Source organism: Cupriavidus sp. HMR-1 (assembly GCF_000319775.1).
Classification (GTDB): domain Bacteria; phylum Pseudomonadota; class Gammaproteobacteria; order Burkholderiales; family Burkholderiaceae; genus Cupriavidus; species Cupriavidus metallidurans.
In genome coordinates, this window is record NZ_ANKP01000238.1 from 21,636 (window position 1) to 43,814 (window position 22,179).

At 59.8% G+C, this 22,179-nt stretch carries 14 protein-coding genes and 1 pseudogene; 6 read left to right on the forward strand and 9 right to left on the reverse strand.

The window, feature by feature from the left end:
* Window positions 1–3 precede the first annotated feature (3 nt).
* Together D769_RS25055 and D769_RS25060 are read right to left on the reverse strand one after the other, a co-directional pair.
* Window positions 4–732: an anti-sigma factor gene (locus D769_RS25055; RefSeq protein ID WP_008650762.1), complete on the reverse strand. Its 729-nt coding sequence runs from the start codon at window positions 730–732 to the stop codon at window positions 4–6.
* Window positions 729–1,328, reverse strand: a complete 600-nt coding sequence (locus D769_RS25060) for a sigma-70 family RNA polymerase sigma factor (protein ID WP_085959094.1) — start codon at window positions 1,326–1,328, stop codon at window positions 729–731. The genes D769_RS25055 and D769_RS25060 overlap by 4 nt, the downstream gene beginning before the upstream one ends.
* A 151-nt stretch (window positions 1,329–1,479) precedes the next feature.
* Between D769_RS25060 and D769_RS25065 the strand changes: the two genes are divergently transcribed.
* On the forward strand, window positions 1,480–2,109 hold the full coding sequence (locus tag D769_RS25065) for a ferritin-like domain-containing protein (protein WP_008650764.1): 630 nt from the start codon (window positions 1,480–1,482) through the stop codon (window positions 2,107–2,109).
* Window positions 2,110–2,265: 156 nt separating this feature from the next.
* On the opposite strand, the gene creD is transcribed toward D769_RS25065, so the two are convergent.
* The 4 genes from creD to D769_RS25085 all read right to left on the reverse strand — a co-directional run bounded on the left by creD (window position 2,266) and on the right by D769_RS25085 (window position 7,100).
* On the reverse strand, window positions 2,266–3,681 hold the full coding sequence (creD, locus tag D769_RS25070) for a cell envelope integrity protein CreD (protein ID WP_008650765.1): 1,416 nt from the start codon (window positions 3,679–3,681) through the stop codon (window positions 2,266–2,268).
* A gap of 121 nt (window positions 3,682–3,802) precedes the next feature.
* Window positions 3,803–5,248, reverse strand: a complete 1,446-nt coding sequence (creC, locus tag D769_RS25075; RefSeq protein ID WP_008650766.1) for a two-component system sensor histidine kinase CreC — start codon at window positions 5,246–5,248, stop codon at window positions 3,803–3,805.
* 18 nt (window positions 5,249–5,266) lie between these two features.
* On the reverse strand, window positions 5,267–5,965 hold the full coding sequence (gene creB / locus D769_RS25080; RefSeq protein WP_008650767.1) for a two-component system response regulator CreB: 699 nt from the start codon (window positions 5,963–5,965) through the stop codon (window positions 5,267–5,269).
* A gap of 22 nt (window positions 5,966–5,987) precedes the next feature.
* Window positions 5,988–7,100: an NAD(P)/FAD-dependent oxidoreductase gene (locus D769_RS25085; RefSeq protein WP_008650769.1), complete on the reverse strand. Its 1,113-nt coding sequence runs from the start codon at window positions 7,098–7,100 to the stop codon at window positions 5,988–5,990.
* 332 nt (window positions 7,101–7,432) lie between these two features.
* Here D769_RS25085 and D769_RS25090 point away from each other — a divergent pair, with 332 nt between their 5' ends.
* The 4 genes from D769_RS25090 (at window position 7,433) to D769_RS25105 (ending at window position 17,942) form a co-directional block, all read left to right on the forward strand.
* A complete protein-coding gene (locus D769_RS25090; protein ID WP_008650771.1) occupies window positions 7,433–8,419 on the forward strand; it encodes a glutathione S-transferase family protein in 987 nt (328 codons plus the stop codon).
* A gap of 1,455 nt (window positions 8,420–9,874) precedes the next feature.
* Window positions 9,875–12,049 carry a M14 family zinc carboxypeptidase gene (locus D769_RS25095; RefSeq protein WP_008650773.1) on the forward strand — a complete coding sequence of 725 codons (2,175 nt, stop codon included), beginning with the start codon at window positions 9,875–9,877 and terminating at the stop codon, window positions 12,047–12,049.
* Between the two features lie 1,276 nt (window positions 12,050–13,325).
* A complete protein-coding gene (locus D769_RS25100) occupies window positions 13,326–13,982 on the forward strand; it encodes a response regulator transcription factor (protein ID WP_008650776.1) in 657 nt (218 codons plus the stop codon).
* A gap of 462 nt (window positions 13,983–14,444) precedes the next feature.
* On the forward strand, window positions 14,445–17,942 hold the full coding sequence (locus tag D769_RS25105; protein ID WP_241227902.1) for an ATP-binding protein: 3,498 nt from the start codon (window positions 14,445–14,447) through the stop codon (window positions 17,940–17,942).
* Between the two features lie 100 nt (window positions 17,943–18,042).
* Here the strand turns inward: D769_RS25105 and D769_RS25110 are convergent, their stop codons facing one another.
* Both D769_RS25110 and D769_RS25115 read right to left on the reverse strand, forming a co-directional pair.
* A complete protein-coding gene (locus tag D769_RS25110; protein ID WP_008650778.1) occupies window positions 18,043–18,279 on the reverse strand; it encodes a hypothetical protein in 237 nt (78 codons plus the stop codon).
* Window positions 18,280–18,288: 9 nt separating this feature from the next.
* A complete protein-coding gene (locus D769_RS25115) occupies window positions 18,289–18,774 on the reverse strand; it encodes a hypothetical protein (protein WP_008650780.1) in 486 nt (161 codons plus the stop codon).
* Window positions 18,775–19,048: 274 nt separating this feature from the next.
* On the opposite strand from D769_RS25115, the pseudogene D769_RS32800 reads away from it, so the two are divergent.
* Window positions 19,049–19,216: pseudogene (locus D769_RS32800) on the forward strand (transposase); the annotation flags it as partial.
* A 1,280-nt stretch (window positions 19,217–20,496) separates the two neighbouring features.
* Here D769_RS32800 and phaC read toward each other — a convergent pair.
* A complete protein-coding gene (gene phaC, locus D769_RS25125) occupies window positions 20,497–22,164 on the reverse strand; it encodes a class I poly(R)-hydroxyalkanoic acid synthase (protein ID WP_008650783.1) in 1,668 nt (555 codons plus the stop codon).
* Window positions 22,165–22,179: the final 15 nt, after the last annotated feature.

A 22,179-nucleotide genomic window follows, 5' to 3' on the forward strand; every position in this document is an offset into this window, starting at 1 on the left:
CCGTCAGCGCGGGGATTTCAGCAAGGCGCCATGGAACACGACTGGCCCGCTCGGCCCATCCGGATTGGTGGACCCGCCGAGTGGCTCGATGCTGACCGCCAGGGTCGGCACGTTGGCGGGCAGCGTGGCCAGCGGCAGGCGAACCTGGCGCGCACGGCCAATCACGCCCAGCGACTGAGGCTTGCCATCCACGGGGAGCGCCCAAAGCTGGAGGACCTGCTGGTTTGTCAGCGTCAGGTCGTCGAGCCTGCGAACCACCAGGGCGGGGCCAGTTGGATCCCAACTGACCAGCATGGCAGCCCGGGATTGTTGCGACTGCAGCAAGGCAACCACTGTGGAGGGACTGGGCCGTCGCTCGGGCCCGAGGCCTATGGTGGCAATAACGGCGATCAGCGCGATGACCGTCATCGCCGCCGTGGCGCCACGCCAGAAGCTCGCGGCCTGCCAGACGTGACGCCAGCCAGTCGTGCGTGTCGGCTGTGCCTCGGCGGGATCGGCTTTCCAGCCTAGCCGTCGCTCGATGCCGCACCAGACGGCTTCTACGGGAACGGCCCGCGCTTGCAGTTCGGCCACCCCAGCCAGTCGTGCCTGCCAATGGGCAATCGCCAAGCGCACGGCGGGTTCCTGGCGCGCCATTTGCTCCATGCGGCGGCGCGCGCCGCCGCGCAGCACGCCCAATGCGTACTGGGCGGCCATGCGGTCGAGCAGGTCAGGGTGGCGCGCAAGATTCATGGCGTGGCCTCCAGGCAGGCGCGCAGCTTCTCCAGACCACGGCGGATCCACGATTTGATGGTGCCCAGCGGCACGCGCAGCCGCGCGGCCAGTTCGGCATGGCTGAGGTCCTGCAGGTAGGCCAGCACCACCGCCTCGCGCTGCGGGCCGTCCAGGCGCTGCAGGCAACGGTTCAGCGCGCGAGCTTGTTCGCTGGCCTGCGCCAGTTCGGCCGGGCCATCGTGTTCGTCTGCGAGATCGGCTTCCGGGGTGTCTTCCAGGGAAGCGGCCGATGCCAGCCGCGCCGCATGCGCCCGGCGCAGGCAGTCGAGCGCCCGGTTGCGCACAATCGTCGTCATCCACGTCATCGGGGCGGCCACTTGCGGTCGGTAATCGGCGGCGTGGTGCCAGATGCTGACAAAACTCTCCTGCACCACGTCCTCCGCCCAGTCACGCCTGCCAGTGATACGCAGCGCGAGGCCGAACAGTTTCGGCACGACCTGATCGTAAAGCGCGCGAAGTGCCAGCCGATCCCCCAACGCCACCCGGCCGAGCAATACATCAAGCCCCGTGGACGTATCGGGCAACGAAGAAGGAGGTTCCGGGGACAGGGCCACGCGGCGCTCCAGGCGGATGAGGTTGGCCGGATTATAGGTAGCGGAGAGTCAGCGGTGCATCCGCCGGGTGGATGGCTGCGTATAAGCCGATAACGCCTGGGCAATGTGCTTCGCCCGCTAGCGTTCATCGCCCAAATCAAGGAGGGTTCCCATGAAAACCAAGCCTGACCTGTCTTTGCCGTTCGCCGGCGCCACCTGCGACGCCGGCGACGCCGACCTTGCTCCCGATCTGGTCCGCCGCGGCTGGCTCAAGGCACCGGGTGCATTTGCACTCGGGTCGCTGGCCGTGATGTCGCTTGGCGAGGCCATGCCCGCCTGGGGGCAAACGCATTCCACCAGCACAAAGGACGACATCAATATCCTCAACACGGCACTTGGTCTGGAATACCAGGCGATCGCTGCTTACCAGGTCGGCGCCGAAAGCGGGCTGCTGCAGAAGCCGGTGCTCGACACCGCTGTCAAGTTCCAGACGCACCACAAGGCCCATGCGGATGTGCTGGCCAACACGGTGATGAAGCTGGGTGGCACGCCGGTCAAGACCCGGAAGGCCAGCGAGTACAACTTCCCGGCTGCGGATCTGAAAACCCAGGCCGACGTCCTGCGTTTCGCCGCCGGGCTGGAGAAGGGTGCTACTGCTGCCTACCTGGGCGTACTGCCGAGCTTCCACAACCGGGAACTCGCCAAATCCGCCGGCAGCATCCTTGGCGATGAGGCCATGCACTGGGCGATTCTGCTGAGTGTGCTGGGCGAGGACCCAGTGCCGGGGGCGTTCGTGGGTTGACGAGGGAGCGGGAGTGAGTGGCCCGACCCAGCCACAGGCTGGGCGAGCCATCACACTTAATGGGGCGGAGGAACCGTCGCGGGGAATAGCGCGGTGCACCTCCTGATTGGGTACAGGCGGCCTGGACACTACTGAGCCACGCGCCTGTTATTACCTTTATCCTTCGCCCCCGTCTTTCTCCGAGATGGATTGCATATCCCCGTTGTACCAATCCACGCGACGTGTCACCGTCATAATGCTGGCCAGCACCAGGAAGAGCAGGGTCGAACCCAGCAGTAGCGCGTTGTCCTCGGAAACCAGAATGCCGTACAGCGCGCCATACAGCGCCGCAATCAACGCCGCGAAACTCGCGCCTCGGCGCCAGCTGCGAAGGACGAACGTCAGGTAAAAGGCGAGCAGTCCGATGCAGGCGGCACTCGCGGCCAGATAGGCCAGCAGGAATGTCACGTGCTCGGAAAGGCTGACGAGCATGAGGAAGAACAGGGTCAGCGCCAGTCCAACGAGCAGGTACTGGATCGGATGAATCCGCAGTCCCTTGATCTGCTCGAATACATAGAAGCCGGCGAAGGTCAGTAGCACGAACAACAGCCCATACTTGATGGCACGCTCGACGCGTACATAGCCGTTGACCGGATCGATCAGCGTGACGGAGATGGACTCCGCCGCGTTCGCCGGGGCCGTCACGGCTGGTTGCGTACGCTCGCCATTCTCCATGGACAGAATGCGTTCTCGCACGTGGGTGTTAAGCGCGTTGACCGACCATTCGGCGCGAAAGCCACTGGCGTCCACCGTGCGCTGGCGTGGCAGGAAGTCGCCATCGAAACTTGGGTGCGGCCATGCGGATCGCATACTGAACGTATTCATGTCCGCTACCGGCGCGAACGCGATGGAACGGCTTCCAAGCAGGGAAAGCGTGAGCGAGAACGGCACGACGCGCGCGTCGGCGGGCTTGCCGGCCGCACTGCGGAGGTCGAGGTCCGCATGGAGCCCCTGGCCCAACCCATTGAGTTGCGCGCCTTGCTCCATTTCCAGCGACTTTCCGGCGAGTTGCATGACCGGCGCCGCAGCAAGGCCGCGCATGTCGGACACGCCCAGTGCCACGAACGGCTCGCCCAGTTCGAAGCGGACATGCCCGGCGGATTTCTCGAATGCGGTGGCCGCCTTCAGGTCAGGCAAGGCGAAGGTGCCCGTCCACTGGCTCGCCGCCTCATAAACAATTGCCTTGTGGATGCCCCGGTACCGTTCGCTGGGCTTGATCTCGGTTTGAACCTGGAGGGACTTCGGGAAGACCAGCAGTTGTCGCGTGACCTCCCGGTACTGCGTCTGTGTCTTGCGGCCCTTGGCATCCTTTGCTTCGGATTCCACGAGGACTTCCTTGTAAGGCAGGACGATGATCGGGCCATTCAAGGTTTGCGGGCCGGCATAACTACGCCAGATGCTTTGCTCGGCGGACTCCTGGAGCTGGCTGCGCTCCTCCACTAGATTGAAGACCATCTGCAGGGCGGCCCACAGCACCAGGATCAGGCCCGCCGCGACCAGAATCTTGTAGGGATACGAGCGAAAGTTTTTCATGACTGTCTTGCGAGTGAAGATGCAGCAAGACTAGCGATCGCGGGTGAGGAGGGCGTGTGGTTGGCGTGAAGCCGTTGTGAAGGCTGCGCTCCGTCTTTCGCGTTACGTCATGTGTTGCGCGTCATGCGGAGATGGGCAGGACCATCACGGCGCTGGCGCCACCGCCCTCTCTGTTGGTAACGGTAGCGCTGCCGTGGTGCAGCAGGGCAACTTCGCGAACCAGACATAAGCCAAGCCCGGTGCTGCGCTCGCCGCCACCGGGGCGGGGCAGGGAATAGAAGCGCTCGAACAGCCGCGAAAGCGCGTACTCGGGGATGCCGGGCCCTCGGTCCTCGATCCTGAGCATGATCTGATCCTGATGGGGTCCGGGTTCCAGCACCACGTCGACGTCGGTCCCCGGCGGCGCGAAATCCAGGGCATTCTCGATCAGGTTGACGATTGCCTGCCGCAGCAGGAACACGTCGCCGGAGACGTCGAAGGATTGTCCCTGCGCCGCTGGCTGCCAATGCAGGCTTACGCCGCGTTGGCGCGCCCGTGGCTCAAGAGACGCAAGAATATGCTCGATCTCCTGCGCCAGCCGCACGGGTTCGCGCTTCTCCAGACGCTGGCGTTGTTCGACTTCGGCGAGTGCCAGAAGCTTGCGGATCAACAGATCGAGCCGTTGTGCCTGATTGCGGATATTGCCGAGAAAGCGCTGGCGGTCTGCCGTCGGCATGTCCTCCTGAAGCAGTTCCGCCGCGCCGCCGATGGCCGCGAGCGGGCTCTTCATTTCGTGCGTCAGCGTGTGGATATAGTGCTCAACGTACTGCTTGTCTTCCAGTCGCACACGCATGGTTTCCACCGCTCGGCCGAGTTCCGCGAGTTCGCTGGCGCCGCGCAAGGGCATCTCGGCGCGCTCGCCGGCCGCTACGGCCCGCGCATAGCGCTGCAGCTTGCGCAGCCCGTGCACGAGCCAGAGCGTGCAAACCAGGCCGATGACCGCGGCGCCGCCGATCAGCAACAGCCCGTACATCAGGATAGTGCGCTGACTGCGCGCGATGAACGGTGCCACGGTCTGGTTCGGCTTGGCCACGGTCAGCACGCCGATGATTCGTTCGCCATCGCGGATCGGGGCCGCCACATACATGACCGTGCTGCTGTCATCGTTGGGGTCGGAGGGCGTGCTGCGAGCGCCATACTTGCCCTGCAGGGTCAGGTAGACATCGTTCCACCGGGAGTAGTCTTGCCCGACCGCCGCGCCGGACGAGTCGAAGCGGACGATGCCACGATCATCGGTGATGTAGATGCGGTAACCGACGGCACCCTTGTGCATCCCCCACACGCTGGCTTCGACGGGCTGCTCATGCAGCCGCGCCAGACGATTCGCGAAATTGCCGTCGGCAAGATGACCGCTCTTGAAATCGTCAGTGGCCAGCACGGCGAGGACGTTGGCGGTGTCCACGAGGGTATCTTCCATGGCCTGACGCACGCCAGGTTTCACTTCCTGGACAAACACGCGCAAGGTCAGGAACGCTGCCAGCCCGACGATAAGGAAGAAGCCAAAGAAGATGCGCAGGCCGATATGCATGGAATGCCCTTATCTTCCTTATCGTGATTCGAGTGAATAGCCCATGCCGCGATGGGTCCGGATCGGGTCGCCGACGGGGTCGATCTCGCGGAGCTTGGCTCGGAGCGTCTTGACGTGCGTGTCGACGGTGCGATCGACCGTATCGAGCGAATCGTGCCAGACCAGATCCATGAGCTGCGAGCGGGCGAAGATGCGCCCTGGGTGTTGCACCAGAAGCGCCAGAAGGCGGTACTCATAACGGGTGAGGTCTAGCCAACGGCCTCGATAGGCCAGGCGGGCGCCGTCAGTGTCATGGACGAAATTGGCTTCCTCCTGGACCGTCAGCGATGGGTGGGGGGAGTCGCCGGCGCCCTTGGCGCGACGGAGGATCACACGGACACGAGCGGCAAGCTCACGCGGCGAAAATGGCTTTACCACGTAGTCATCGGCGCCAATTTCGAGCCCGACGATGCGATCGATCTCCTCGTGCCGGGCCGTCAGGAAGATGACGGGAACGTCCGAAAACGTCCGCATCGAGCGGCAGACCTCGAAGCCGCTGATATCGGGCAGCCCAACGTCGAGGATAACGAGATCGGGGCGTCGTGATCGCACGCGATCCAATGCTTCACTCCCCAGCGAGCAAGTCTCGACCTGCATACCTTCCGTGCGTAGGGCGTACAGAATCGTGTCCGCAATGGCTGATTCATCTTCCACCACAAGTACGGCTGGCTGTTTCATCACACAAGTCTCGCTATCAGGTTCAAATCTTTGCCGCGACGCCGCGTTTATGGAAATAGATGCGTTCCGCGGCCCATCGCAAAGGCGCCGAATGCAACAGGACATCGAACGCCCAATCCGACTGGAAATGGTCGAACGCCCAACGTAGCACCCGCTTGGTCCGAAAACGCGGCGCGCTCTGTTCGGCCACTTGCTCCGGCTTTGCGGCGCCGATGCGAAGGTGCGCCGCAATGGCCCGCCCGACGGCTTCGCCATGCCGCCACGCCGCGTGAATGCCGCCGGCCGTCACCGGCGACACGATACCAGCCGCATCGCCCGTCAGCAGTACGCCATCCCGGGCCAACGGATATATCGGCCCGCCACAGGGTATCAGGCCGGCACGGGTAGTGGTCGGTGCCGCGTCCTCCGGTACACCGAGCAGGTGCCGGACACGTCGAAGAAAACCGTCGATATCCGGCGCCGCCCGACGCCGTGGCGCATGGCGCAGCGCCAGGCCAGCTTGCACACCGGTGGGATTTTGGGCCACCCAACCGATATACCCAGGCGCGAAGTGCTTGCTGGCGAAGCAATGCAGGGCATCTGGATCGGAGAGTTGCAGGCCGGCAAACTCGTATTCGACGCCGTAGAGAAAGGCGTGACCTTGCCCGAGTCCGGCGATCTGGGCCACCCTTGACCTCGCGCCGTCGGCACCTACCAGGTACCGCGTGCGGCCGACGCCCGGCACGGACCATCCGGCACCGGATCGTGCCGCTTGACTGAAAGAGGTGTCGAGACGCAGGTCGACCCCGTGATCCACCAGTTCCGAGGCCAGCCAGCGCATCAGATTCGGTGTATCGGTGGTGAGAAAGTAGTAGCCGGGCGCCGCCAACGCGAGGCTGCGCAACGCCGGCGAATAGAGGCGAACCTTCTCGATGCGTCGCACGCAATCGGCAGGAGCGCGGCCGAGCCATGTCTGCTCGGCCGCCTCCTTGACCAGGATGCCAGTGGTGTGAAGCTTGCTCCCGGGGTCCGTCTTCCGCTCGAGCACCACCACGCGCAATCCCGCACGTGCCGCAGCCAGCGCGCAGGCGGCGCCTGCAAAGCTTGCGCCGACGACTACCACGTCATGGTCAAAATCCTGGGTTCGCGTCGCCATCTCGGTTCCTTCTTGGTGATTGGATGGCAGGGAGTATTTAGCGCGTGGGTGAAGGCAGGATGAGGTGAAGGTGAAGGGGGGAGGGTGCCGGGCACTTGGCACGCATTTGTAAGAGCGATTCGGTCAATGAGGCTTGGCAGGCCGATATCTGACTCTGTCGCGTTCAAATGAAGTAGTTGGGGCGGCTGGCCGGCCTCGTCCCGCACCCAGATGACTGCAGCCCTGATCGGCATACGCAAGACATGGCAGGTCGTCATGTGGAGCACAATGCAATCTCAACGCGATGCGTCAGGCAAAGCAAGGTGCGGCGGTAAAACGGCAAGGGGCGATCAATGGGACTCCTGGTGAATGGTGAATGGCAAGACAGGTGGTATGACACTACCTCCACCGGTGGGCGTTTCGTGCGTAAGGATGCGGCTTTCCGCAACTGGGTCACATGCGATGGCGCGGCCGGGCCCACTGGTATAGGTGGATTCCGCGCGGAGCCGGGCCGCTACCACCTCTATGTCAGTCTGGCTTGCCCTTGGGCACACCGGACACTGATCATGCGCCAACTCAAGGGGCTGGAGGACATGATCAGCCTTTCGGTCGTGCACTGGCTAATGCGCGAGGAGGGCTGGACCTTTGCCGACGGCCCTGGGGTGATACCAGACTCCGTCAGTGGCGCGCGCGTGCTGCATCAGGTCTACACATTGGCCAACCCAAAGTACACCGGCCGGGTGACCGTGCCTGTGCTGTGGGACAGGCAGCAGGCCACGATCGTCAGCAATGAATCGTCGGAAATCATCCGTATGATGAACAGCGCATTCGACGGGCTTGGGGCGAGGCCGGGGGATTACTACCCGCTTGATCTGCGCGCGCAGATCGATGCCGTCAACGCGCGGATCTACGACACCGTCAACAACGGTGTGTACAAGGCAGGTTTCGCCACCTCTCAGGCGGCCTACGAGGAAAGCGTGCGGTCGTTGTTCGATACGCTGGACTGGCTGGAGGCACATCTTTCCCAGCAGCGCTGGTTGGTCGGAAACCGCTTTACCGAAGCCGATATCCGGCTCTTCACCACACTGATCCGTTTCGACGCCGTGTACGTAGGGCACTTCAAGTGCAACCTGCGCCGAATCGTCGACTATCCGGCCTTGTCAGCCTATTTGCGGGATTTCTACCAACGGCCAGGCATTGCGGACACGGTCGATTTTCTGCACATCAAGGGCCACTACTATGAGAGCCATCGGATGCTGAACCCCACGGGGATCGTGCCGATGGGTCCAATGCTTGATTTGTCCTCGCCGCATGGGCGAGAGCGGTTGGGGCAGGACTGACCGTTTGCTTTTGGCCGGCGCTTGTTCGGGCATACGGCAGTGTGCGCGGGAACTTTGCGCATGCGCAAGCTCATTTCTGATGGCTCAGATTCGACGACCGACATTGGTAAGGGGGGGCGGCATGCTGGTCTCCCGCAATTGGTTTTCTGTGAGTTTCGTTTATCGTGTTGCTATTGCGATAAGAAAACTTATCGCAATGATGTCGTTAGGCGACAAACCAAAAGCCGACAAAGCTGGCGCAGGATCTGGGCGCCTCTCAGCCAATCGGTGTTGGTTCTTCGGCAGAAAGAGTGGTCTCCTACACGCCTGCGGAAACGCCGAAGTCGTATGGCCGCCCTTGGCCGGTACCCTTTTCCTTGCCGCCTGTGATAGTGGCGGTGGCGATCCTGGTAGCTACGTTGTTACAACGGACTCCTGTCTCCCGCCATGTCCGTCCAGCAGAGCACAATGGATGACCGTTGGCGTTGCGTACGGTATTCGAAGCAACTCATTAGATTCTTGTAACTCCGGTGTTACGGGTGACGAAGATGGGCTGGTTGCTCGCGCAGATGTACGAGGCGGTACTGGTGGGGGCGCCGGGGAGAGTTGCAGCGGGCCATGCTGCTGCAGGTGCTCTACAGCATTCGCTCTGAGCGCTAACTCATGGAGCAGATGCAGCAAAGCGGAGTAAGTCGATGCAGCGACGTCCGGTTTCCGGACTGTGAAATGCAGTACTCCCAGTCCTCATTGCCAACGCGATGAGGACCTTGGCAGCCATGTCAAGGAAGGTTTGCGCAACGCGAACTCACACAGATTTTGGGCGCATGGCGCCGGCCTGATCGTGCCCTACGCCTATTTTGCGATTGATAGCTGTTCCCCTCCGCGTGTAACCGCATTTTTTCCATATAGCTGATATCGCGACGCTACGCGCCGGATCTCGTGGGGCTGCAATGCAACGCAATCTTGCTATCCACAAGTGAGCTGCCGAGACTGCCACGATGTGAATCGCGCCACTTTGACATCCAGGGGCGGAGTGGCCTGCTTCCGACGACTGGGCGAGGGCGCACGCCACTAGCAATAGCCGCTCCGCCCGCCTGGCTTAGGCTCGCCGCTTTTTATAGCGACAGAACCCGCTCAACTAAGCCATATCTACTGAGATTATTAGAAATTTAGGCAATGGCCTATAGAAGAAAATAGTAGATTGGCTACGATCACTCCATTCGAAACATTGTCATCTATTCGGTGTGACATTTGTTTTTATAGCCAAACCACATATTCGGCGGATAATTTTATCGCCGGTTATCGATTGAAGAAGCGAGGTTTTTTACGATAGCCAGAGAGTCTTGAGTTGATATGAATTTTAGGAGTTGATGCAAATGAAACAGTAAATAGATTCACATCAATGGCGATATACGCTGGCAATCAACCATGATGTCACGGCGCTATGTTTGTCATCACAAATAATGAGGAGACCCTATGAAACCCTTTACCGGGCCGCATCTCGCGGCACTTACCCTCGCCATTGCCCTTGTCGGCGGCCTATCCGGCGTAGCGCACGCAGACACGACACACGACCTGTACTCGATCATGATTCCGTACGCTTCGGATGAGGATATTCGCAAGGTCAGTGATCTGTTCGATCATTTCCGGCTCGATGCGGATCAGCGCGTCATCTTCGCTGAAGTCGATGGTGACATGGTGGAGCAACTGAAACAGGCGGGCTTGGTTGTTCAGGTCGATGAAGGCGAGACCGCTCGCATTCGCGAATTCATGGCGAGTCGCTACAAGGCTGCGGAGGCCGCCGCATCCAATACGCAGAAGTCGTTTGACACGCTGACTCCATCGAGCATCACCAACGGCAAGCACGCTTGTTATCGCACCGTGGAGCAATCCTTCGCCACAGGGGAAGCTCTCGCAAGAACGTACCCAAATCTTGTTCAGTTCAAGAGCGTGGGCAAGACCTGGGTGCAGCAACAAACGATGTCGTTCCGCAACCTGCTTGTGAAGTACCTGCCAGCCGCGGTGTTGCGGGAATATAATCTGGATGCGTTTCCCGGCGAGGCAGGCAATGACCTGAAAGTCCTTGTCGTCGGCAACCTCGCAAAGCAGAACGACAAGACGCCGCGCATGGCGGCCACCGGCTCGATCCACGCGCGCGAGTATCAGCCGGCGGAATTGCTGCTGCGTTATGCCGAATGGCTACTCGCCAACTACGGCAAGGATCCGCAAGCCACCTGGCTGGTGGACAACAACCAGTTCCATTTCATCCTGCATGCGAATCCCGCCGGGCGCAAGATGGCGGAGCAGGCTGCGCCAAGCTCTGGGGCCGGCTGGCGCAAGAACGTGAACTTCGACACGGCATTTTGTGCCGCGCATGCGCAAAGCTCCGGTGTCGATCTGAACCGCAACTTTCCGTTCGGCTGGTCGGCCAAAGGCTCCGGGGGCTCGGACGGAAGAGCATGCGGTGAGACGTTCCGCGGCGCCGCTGCCGCATCGGAGCCAGAAACGCAGGCCATCATCAAGTACATCGCTGGCGAGTTGAAGAATGGCCGCTATCTCGGCGGCGTGCTACCCGATGCGCGCCCGGTAAAAGACTGGAGTGCGCCAGCGCCGGATGATTATTCCGGCCTGTACTTCGACCTACATAGCTTCAGCCGCGCAATTCTGTGGCCGTGGGGCATCACTCGGCCGGAAAACAACAACACCACACACACGCCGAACAACAAAAGCATGGCAGTACTGGCACAGCGCCTGGCGTGGTACAACACATATTCCCCGCAGCAAGTGCTGAGTTACAACGTGGAGGGCACGACTACTGACACCTTCTATGGTCTGCTCGGCGCGCCGTCGTACACCATCGAGCTTGGCACCTCGTTTTATGAACCGTGCGACAAGTTCGAGAAAACCACCTATCCCCAAAACTTCAATGCGATGCTATATGCCTCGCGGATCCTGAAGGCGCCATACAAGCTACCGTTCGGTCCAGACACGGCGGACGTCAAGGTGGGCGCAGCCTCTGTTGAACAAGGAATAAAGGTCAAAATCACTGCGCTTATCGACGACAGCCGTTACAAGTACAGCAAGGCGGGACAGAGTCATGTCGCGCCGCCACCGCTGCCGTATGAACTGAACATAAAGGCGGCACACGCCTTCGTCGACAAGCTGCCATGGGATGTTGGTGCGCAACCGATTACGCTGACTGCAACGTCAGGCGCGTTCGATACGACGCGAACCTTGTCGGTAGCAGGCGAGATCGACACGAGCAAACTCGCGCCGGGACGCCATCTAATATATGTTCGCGGCGTCAATGCAGGTAGCATCACTCAGAACGGTGCGACGGAAGCCGTCAGCTACGAAGGGCCGCCTTCGGCCGTATTCATTGATGTAACAGCAAAACCGTCGGTCAACGGTGGTAGTAGCGGTGGTAGTAGCGGTGGTAGTGGTAGTAGTAGTGGTGCGGGCAGTGGTGGTGGTGGTGCGGTGGATCCTGGCATTGCAGCGTTGTTCGCATTGCTCGGTCTGCTGGGCCTGGGCGGGCGCAGGATCAGGCGGGAAAAGGAATGTCGTGTCCGCCGTCAACTAGAATCCGTCCAACGCATGAAGCGACGCTTCGCATCTTCATCTAATGACGACCGACTTCCGCCAGCGTAACAGAGACTAAACGGCGGCTGAAACACTCGCGACGCAAGAGACGAGCCTTCCCCGTGCGGTTGGGGCCTTTTCAAATTCCGGTCGCTGAGCACGTCACTGCATTACTCTTCTTGCGTCTTGGCATCCGATTCCAGCTTCATTTACCGCCACTACAGCAACTGCTGACGGATTCATCCCGGCGTGCAGCATGGGCAGGGATGGTTGTTCGCGAAATCAATGAAAGCGAGAGCTTTTAGATACTACTCGATGCCCAATGCGTCACTGACAATTTCATAGGATTTTTTCAATATTGAAGTTGTGAGGCGCTAAGGAAACTGAGGAGGCTGGCTGGTTCAGGTAATTCGTGACTCGGAGGCGGAGTTCTTAGGCCACCAGTATAAATTTTCAGGGACTTGGGGGAGCGTTGAGATCCCGTGGCGGCTGCGTCATCGGGGAGGACTATCCTGGAGCATATGCCGATGACCGAGATCAGGACCGTTGAAATGGATAAAGGCGAGCTTTGAAGGATGCAGCCGGAATGTCTTCAGGCTCTCTTCGGATTTGTTCGTGCTGTTGGATAGGCCATCGCCTGCATCGATTGATTAGGCGATGGCCTATCGACAAATAATTAATTGGCTTGGAACATTCACAATAGCGCGCTGCTGGTGATTCAGTGCGAAAAGTGCCTAATAGGTCTCACTATGGGGTCGTGCTGACGAGTGCGTTTGGTTGAGTGGTTCAGTCCAGGGCTGGCCTTTTCATCTTGTTCGCCATTTGCGGTGGCTCCGCGCATTAACGACTGAGGACCTACGAACGTGGACTTGTGCAGACCCTCCATAAACCAAAGGGGCCAGATGGCGCCAGCGCACTGCGCTTCGCTGCTTCAGTTCTACCCTCGTTTATCCGGATTGACGAACTTTCTTTGTGTGATTAGGCTAACCGCCCACGCGTAAGTTGGCTGCGCCGGATTCTGCACACTTCCGTATGCAATGTATTAGGTTCTTATGTCGATGGTCCCGACATAATGACGCACGGGTCGCGCTGCTTCACCCTGAAGGGATGATTTTCAGAAATAAAAGATAGATTATAAAATAATCCAAGGCCTATTGATTCATCCTTTTTCATGCCCGAACATCGTTTGCGTTGTCGAATCAATTCTCGATGTTTCATCGTCGCAATCGAATCCACGTGGCACTATCATGCAGCTCACACACGCTGAATCAGACATCAGCCAGGGCCGTTTGGGTTCACTCCCCAATAGCGCCTTCGAGGCTTCGACAGATCATCCAGGGACGCCATGATCCGTGCAGTAGGATCGGATTTCGCGCCCTCAAAAAATTGTAGAATCGTCATCGCAGACGATCATCCCATCGTACTCATTGCATTGAGCCATTTCCTTAATTCACACGGGTTTACCGTTGATGCGATGGTGTCGACGGCAGACGAAACTTGCGCCGCCATTCTCAACCCAGATGTGCAGTTGGTCATTACAGACTACGTCTTCGGACATCCCGGAGATGGTTTGCATCTCGTTGACCGCTTGCGGCGTCTACGAAGCGATATCGGCATCCTTGTTTATTCGATGGTGACGTCGGCTCCTGTCATCAATGACATTCTCTTGGCCGGCGCCAATGCCTTCGTCCCCAAGACAGAAGGGACCGAGACGTTGTTGCGCGCCTGCCAAAATGTCCTTAAGCGTACCGCGGCCCAAGGCGTCAATTTTTCCCCCCTAACTGCCACGCAGGATGGCGGAGCATTCGAACTCCTAAGCGTGCGCGAGCGTGAAGTGATGCGGCTCATTGCCCAGGGAATGAGTGTGAGAGAGATTGGCAAGCACCTACGTCGTAGCCCGAAGACAGTGAGTGTTCAGAAATGTTCGGCCATGGCCAAACTCGGCTTGCGCAATGACCTTGCCCTTTCTCATTATCTGGCGCGGCGTGGCTGGCTAGAGTGATGCGCTAACTAGCGCCATCGTGACATCTTTACGGAACGACGAGACGTGTACAGGCGTGGCGAGACGCCAATGGATTATCACGCCTGCGCAACTATGAAAATCCCCAGCAGATTCACGCTTGAGGTCTGCAAGACCGCTGTACGAGTAGGGCAACAGTTTCCCGAAACATCCTCATTGCTGCGAGAGGCTTTGATCTGCACCCCAATATCTGTGCCTAGACGAGCGAGGCGGTGGCTCAGACAGCTTCGCCTGCGGGCGTGGGCGCAATTGCTCCTGCCAGTACTGGCTTTGCATGGCACGCCGACCGAATCCGCGTCAGTCACGACCGCGTCGGTAATGCCGTCAGACATGCGGCGTCCAGTAGCGGAGACAGTCTCGGCGCCGACCACCTCCACTACGACACCACACCCAGGGGAACTCGTTCTGACTTCCGATGAGCGAGAGTACCTGCAGTCTCTGCCTGTGCTGAAGGTAGCATTCCATAGCGGATCGTCGCCGTGCGGCTATCTAAAGGCGAACAAGCGGCTCAACGACATGGTGGCCGGCTATCTGTCCTATCTGAATCGCACGCTTGGCGTGCGGTTCCAGAACGAGGCTACCGCATCCTTTTCTCATGCCTTGGAGACTGTTCGGGAAGGTAAGGCGGATCTCATTGCTGTTGCAGTAGGCGAAAATGCAATGCAGACAGGATTGCTTGCCACTCAACCCTACGCGACATTTCCGCTGGTCATCGCGGGGCGTCTATCGGCCGCGGGTATTGACGGCGCCGGAGACCTCCGAGGTAAGCGTGTGACAATCAACGAGGGAAGCGGTATTGCGGGCTTGCTCCAGGAGGCAGTGCCAGGTCTGCGCTTGTCGACCGTAAGTTCGGTGCATGCAGGGATGAAAGCCGTTGCTGATGGGAAAGCCGACGCTTACGTGGCCGATCTGGTCACCGTTGAAGTGGAGTTAGAACGTCATTTCGCAGGTGCTTTGCGCATCATCGGCTCCAGCAGGCGAGGGGTGGAGATGGGCTTTGCCGTCTCCCCTGCGCTCGGTTCGAGACTGGTGCCGCTTATTAACCGCGCCATAGATCATATGCCGGAAGACGAACGGCTGGCGATCGCGAACCGTTACTTTGCGGCCGGCTACCCACTGGAGCCATCATGGCAGCAGATACTCAAGCGCATTGCTCCATACCTGGTTGCCGTGGTCGTCTTTGTCGGTGTCCTGTTGCGCTGGCAGTATCAACTGCGGCGCGAGGCAAGCGCGAGGCGACTTGCCCAGCAGCGGCTTCAAGCGCAGCTGGCTTTCCAGCGTACGCTGATGGACGCCTTACCCATCCCCATTGCTGTCAAGGATGGGAAGGGGTACTACGTCGAAGTCAATGCTGTCTATCAGGCTATCGCCGGGATGACACGGGAGCAGATGATCGGTGCGTTGCCCAGCGACTTACAGAGGTTGGAATCGGCACGCGTGTCCGAAGCGCTGGAAGCTGGCTCGCAGCGAGCGCTGGAAACTAGGCAATTGCAGCAGTTTGCCGTGGATTTCCAAGATTGTGATGGGATGCGGCGCCATTTTCTGTGTTGGACGAAACCTATCATCGGTGCTGGTGAGGACATCGCCGGCATCATCTCAGCGGCCGTCGACGTCACGGATATTCGCAACGCGGAGTCTAAAGCCCGAGCCGCCGAAGCCATGCTGGTCGACGTGACTCGTCATTTGCCTGCCACGGTGTTCCAGATGCGCGAACGCGATGGCGTTTGCGCGTACACATGGGTAAGCGGCAACACTCAGCAGTTGCTGGATCGCTCCGCCGATTCGCTGGTCGGTGATAGCGACCTGATGCTGGATATCGTCAATCCGGAGGACCTCCGCAAGGCATTGGCCGCGGCAGCCAATGCCAAGGCGAAGGTTCAACTCATGACACAGGATTTGCGTTTTCTCGTCCGTGGCCAGACACGCTGGATTCGGGTCCAGGCGATGCCGCAGCTAGAGGCCGATGGCAGCGTCCTGTGGCATGGCTACTATGCTGACCGTACGGAAGACCGCGAACAATCCGAAGTGCTGGCAAAAGCGAAGAACGCGGCGGAGGCAGCATCCATCGCCAAGGACCGCTTCCTGGCGATGATGAGCCATGAGATCCGCACGCCGATGAACGGCATTCTTGGATTGCTTGACCTGTTGCAGAATATGTCGCTGACGCTAGAGCAGCAGCGTATGCTGGCACTGGCAGGCGAATCCGGGCACGCACTCGCGCAGATCCTCGACGATATTCTGGACTACGCCAAACTGGAAGCCGACCGGATGATCATCCTGCGTACGCCGGTGGACCTTCGGAATCTGTTCGATGGCGTGCTGAGCCTGCTTCTACCCCAAGCCGCCCAGAAGAACTTGAGCTTGAGACAAACAGTGGGTGCAGAGTTACCTGCCATCGTTCAGGCTGACAGTATCCGCCTGCGCCAGATCCTGTTCAATCTGCTGGGCAATGCCGTCAAGTTCACTGAGCGGGGTCGCGTTACGTTGCGCGTAACCGTGGAGCCTGCAAGCGGTGGGCCACCGAATGTGGTCGTGGAAGTGGAGGACAGCGGTATTGGCATTGCCAAGGAGGACCTCAGCCGACTGTACGAACCATTCGTTCAGAGCAAGGAGAGTGCCACGCGAAGGATTGGTGGCACTGGACTCGGCCTGTCAATCGTCCGAAGACTGGTTGACCTGATGGACGGCGAGGTTACGCTTGAGAGCGAGAAAGGCGTCGGTACAACTGTGGTGCTGCGGATACCCTGCGAGGTCGTCTCCAAGGACTTTGACATCCCGCACCTAAAAGGTCGACCGCTATCGGTTTTGGTCAGAGATGCTGAAATGCGAGAGGCACTGATAGCGCTCGGTGCCGCCGCCGGGATGCTGCACATCGATGCAGGTGACGTACTTCCCAGGGATGGGGTGCTGCTCACCGATTACTGTGGACCAGAAAAACCAGACAACAGGATCACGATCTATTTGACCGACGAATTTCTCCCGCTGGGTTATCGTCAGGATGAACGTGGTGTATTGCTTGGCACCAATCCATTACGCTGGACAGCATTTCTCGGGGCACTGGAAGCGGTGCTCGGGCATGTCCCGTCGGCCAGCCAGTATTCCACGCCCGCAGTTGGCGGGCCCAGGGTCTTGCTTGTCGAGGATCATCCCATTAATCGGGAGGTTATACAGCGGCAGTTGAGTCTGCTTGGCTATCGCTGCACAACATGCGCCAATGGACAGGAAGCGCTGACCGCAGTCCATGCAGACACCTACGATCTGGTGCTGACCGATTGCCATATGCCGGTCATGGATGGATTCGAACTGACGCGATCGATTCGCGCGAGCGAGCGACTTCCTGTACGCGGAATTCCCGTAGTTGGCGTGACCGCCACGATCGATCAAGAGGAGCATCTCCATTGCATCAACGTTGGTATGAACGGGTTCCTGCTAAAGCCGGCGACTCCGGCATCGTTACATCATGCGATCGAGGCAGCGTTGCAAGGAAAGCCTCTAGGTCTAGCCCCCGCAGCTGGAGCGCAGGATCCCGTAGTGATCTCCGGTCATGAAGCACCCGGATCAGACGGCTTTCGTCCTGAGCGAATCAACGCCGCTGAGTTGAGTTCGCACCTAGGCGACATACTGGCAAGACAGGAAGCACGGCAGATCTTTCAGCAGGCTCTCAAGGAAGATCGTGAGGCACTTCGCAAGCATCTGGCGGAGCTTTCACCCACAGGCCTGCACCTCTGGTGTCATCGGGCCGCTTCAGCCCTGACGATGCTGAATCAACCTTACCTGGTCCAGCTTGTTCGTCGACTGGATGTTCTGTACGAAGCGGCGCCGCGCTCGGAAGTGCAGCAGGTTGGTGCGTCACTGCTGGATATGTATGATTTTCTGCTCGACTTGCTGAACTCGGCTAGGGATCCGTGTCAACCTGGTCTGCCGTCTTCTGGGCGGCAATGAACTAGTCGTTGATCTGGTTGAATGTACCGGTCTCTCAGTAGGTTGCGGGAGACCGCCCAGCCGGAGGGGCTCCAGATGGGAGAGCACCTGGCATTGCGTCTCAGCCTCGGGCCAGCCAGCGCCACGCCTCAACCGTCTCGCGCGCCACGTCAACGACCAACTGCTGACGGACTGTCGCCGCGCCGCCTTTTGGCAGCGTTTTCACTTCGTGTGCATCGGTGCCCTCAGCATCGTGGTCGACCACGATTACGATCACGGGGTCATCGCTTTCGAAATGCCGCACACGGCCACCGTCCAAATGGACCACGATAGTCGGCATGGATTGCAAGCTTTTCATAGTCGAGGCTCATTGAACGGCGGTTGCATAGTTCGCAGGAATGGGCATGTAGCCCATTGCCCACCATATTGCCGCAGGATGGTTGGGGAAGTTGGGGATCGCGTGGTGGAGAAAGATGTCCGGTACCAATGCCTTTGCAGATGGACGGGCATGCACTGTCTCGCACCACTTCTGTCGCAGCCGGAGCCACGTCAGTTCGGCACGGGCGATGTGGTCCCACTCGTGCGGTACCAATTGCTGGTCGAACAGCATGGCACCTTCAGTTGTCATGACGGCCACCACGCTGTTGTACCGCCCGAGCCCATGCGGAAAGCTGCGACGCACGAATGTCAGCAGACCAGGGTTGGGTTCGTTGAAAACTCGTCGCAACAGTCGGATGTACACAGCACATTCGCGTCTCGAACGCTCGCTGTAGTCCTTATGGTCAACCTGCGCGCACGATTCTGCGGCGGGAACCGTGCCCAACTCGATTTCAATGGCCTTGGTCTGGAACATGCGCGTTCCCTTTGTCGCGTCGGCATAGGATGCAGGGCATTGTCAAATTAGCGGACGCGAAGGTCTAGTAGGACGCGGCCTAAACTGCTTGAGCCGCGTTGCGAACGCGTGACATTGGAGTCACGCTGACTCGTCCGCGAGATCATTCAGAATCGCCTGCGTACCCAGAACGTGCGCAAGGACGCCAACCTCGTGCTCGGCAGTGTCCTGTTAGCGGCGGCAGCGGGCCGGACCATGCTCATGACCATCGCCTCAGGCAAGGGCACTCCCGCGAGTCCCCGTGGCTGAGATCGGTGTCGACATTACGCGCTTTCCCAATCCCGCCAACTTCCTATCCTGAGCCGGTCTATGTCTACGCAATGACGAAAGTGCATGCAAACGCCGAAGCACTCGTTTCCGCAAGAGCACTACATTGTTAATGACGCTGGTAACCGCCGCGTTCCCCAATGCCGCAGCGCAGGGAATCGTTACACAAGCGCCATTTAGGCGCGCGCCTATACCGCTCTGCCAGCCCCATGCGCTAAGCTGCGTACGCACGTGTGGAAGGTTCAAACTCGTGGACCCCCTTTCCGGGCCGTCACCCGTCGGCCCGTTTTTTTTGTTCGCGCCGGTCTCATCGTCTTGCGCCGGCAAATTGTGAGTGTTCCCTCCCACGTGCCCTCCGAATCCAGCCAGCGACGTCCACACACGTGGCGAACGTACGTGGTTCAGACGCCAACAGTCAATTGACCGTGCTCATCCAATGAGCACGACTGCCGCCGTCGCAGCCATCGGTCTATGGCGCTGTCACTGCATCAGGAGTGGCCAACGACATCCAAATCGGCGTTGAGGCGAGACGACCCTTGATGAATGACGACGACAGTCGGACGGTCTCCCAGCAACACTGCACGTTGGCATCGGCATGGGTCGCTTAACCCGATGGCACGGGCTCGTGGGGTGTGCGCGTCATCAGTCTGGTTGCGCCAGGCGGCATGGAGCCCGCTCATAAGTGCCCCACAACGAAGCGGTCATCGATCATTGATCGGAAACGCAGCATATTTGAAAGCATCGATCGCATCATCGGAACCACGAGCAGTAAGCGGTGGAGAGTCAGCGCCCGTCGTGTAAATCAGGACTGCACTGGGCAAGGCAATCCGTAAGCATACGTTGATCGATGCCCGGTAAGGACTGGGAGCTTCCTTTAATGTACCAGCATGATCTTGCGGGTACTTTGGTTCCACCATTCCACCACGTAGACGTTGCGGCTGGCGCTCGCTGCCGCGCCGCTTGGGTTGTCGAAGGACGCGGCCGCGCCGGTGCCTTAGTCCCGTCTACGTCAAAGGGATTGATGCCCCCTGCACAATCCATTGCGATAAAGCAATGATCGAAAACGTATGGGAATAGTTTGATAAAGATGGAATAGGAACACATGCTCCGCTGGTGTAACTGGCCATTGCCGCTACCCAACTGCAGGTGGGTGCCAAGGTCGATGCGGAGACTCAGAAGATGCCTCTGCACATGTGGCTTTACCCGTGGCTCACATGGGCAGGCATCCTGATCATCGTCGGCGTGCTAGTGGCTATATTCCTTCGCCCCGATCACCGCATGGGGGTCACGGCAATAGCTGGGCTCGCGGTTATCGTGCCCGTAGCCGCGAGCGTGTCGCGGCTACGGCGCGTACCGTGAGCGGAGTCCGGGTCGTCAGGCTGCGCCGCGAGTGTTGCGCGCTATGGCCGCTGAGACTTACTCGACCCTGACCTTCACATACCGGCCCGGCGCGGGTTCGATCGGCTGGAACCTGCTGTCGCCGAGCTTCGCCGGCGCCGCCTTTTGCTTGCCGCCGTGACGCTTGAGCCAGGCGCTCCAGTGCGTCCACCAGCTTCCCGGCGTGGACTGTGCGGAAGCGAGCCAGTCCTCTGCATGATCTCCCTGTGCGCCGGCGCTCCAGTAGCCGCGCTTCTGCTTGGAGGCCGGATTGATGACACCGGCGATGTGGCCACTTTCGCCCAGCACGAACTCGCTATCGCCACCGAGCAGTTGCGTGCTGCGATAGGCCGACTGCCAGGGGACGATGTGATCCTCCTTGGTGGCCAGGACGTAGCTCGGCACCTTGATCTTGCCCAGGTCGATCGAATGCCCGCACATCGACAACTCGTCGCGTTTGCATAGCCGGTTTTCCAGGTACATATTGCGCAGGTACCACGCGTACATGGGGCCGGGCAGGTTGGTCGCATCGGCGTTCCAATAGAGCAGGTCGAAGGCCGCCGGCGATTTCCCCTTCAGGTAGTTGGTGACGACGTACGGCCAGATCAGGTCGTTGGGTCGCAGGGTCTGGAAGACGAAGGCCAGTTCCTTGCCAGAGTAAATGCCACCGGTGCCAATGGTCTGCTCGCGCGCCGCCACGGTGGTTTCGTCGAGGAAGAAACCTAGGTCGCCCGGGTCGGTGAAGTCGAGCATGGTCGTCAGCAGTGTCATGCTGGCCACCATGTCTTCGCCGCGTGCCTCCTGGACTGCCAGGGCCGAGGTCAGCAGCGTGCCGCCGACGCACCAGCCCAGCGCGTTCACCTGGCTTGCGCCACCGATGGCACGGCTGACCTCCAGCGCCTTGATGACACCTTCCACATAGTCGTCCCAGGTGGTACCGCGCATGTCTTCTTGCGGATTGCGCCACGAAGTGACAAAGACCGTGTAACCCTGTTCGCAGGCGAAACGGACGAAGGAGTTCTCCGGCTGGAGATCGAGGATGTAGTACTTGTTGATGCAGGGCGGCACGATCACCAGCGGGCGCGACATCACCTTCGACGTCAGCGGCTTGTACTGGATCAGCTGCATCACATCGCATTCGAACACCACGGCGCCTTCGGATGTGGCGACGTCACGGCCCACCTCGAACGCCGACTCGTCGGTGATGGCGATGCGCCGCTGGCGCATGTCCTCGACATAGTTCGCGAAGCCGTTCAGGAGGCTCTCACCGTTGGTCTCCAATGCCAGCCGGATGGCTTCCGGGTTGGTGGCCAGGAAGTTGGACGGGCTCATGGCATCGACGAGTTGCCCCAGGAAGAAGGACAGTTTGCTCTTGTCGTCGTCGTTCAGATGGATCGACTCGGCCAGTTCGGCAAGCGTCTTGGCATTGAGGAGATAACCTTCCTTGAGCATCCGGTACCACGGGTTCTCGTCCCAGTCCTTCACCGCGAACCGGCGGTCCGGCTTTTGGTCTGCTCCGGCCTGACCGAATGCCGAGGCCAGTATCGAAAACTGACCTTCAAGGTGCCGGAAGCCGGACTGCATCAGGCGGGGCATGTCGATGCCGCTGGGCAGGTAGCGTGGGTAGGCGAATAGCTCCGCGAGCGACGTCAGCGGCGAGGGAAAGCCGTTCAGCAGCGGATTGGCAAGCGGTGTCGGCACAGGCATTGGCGTTCTCATGAC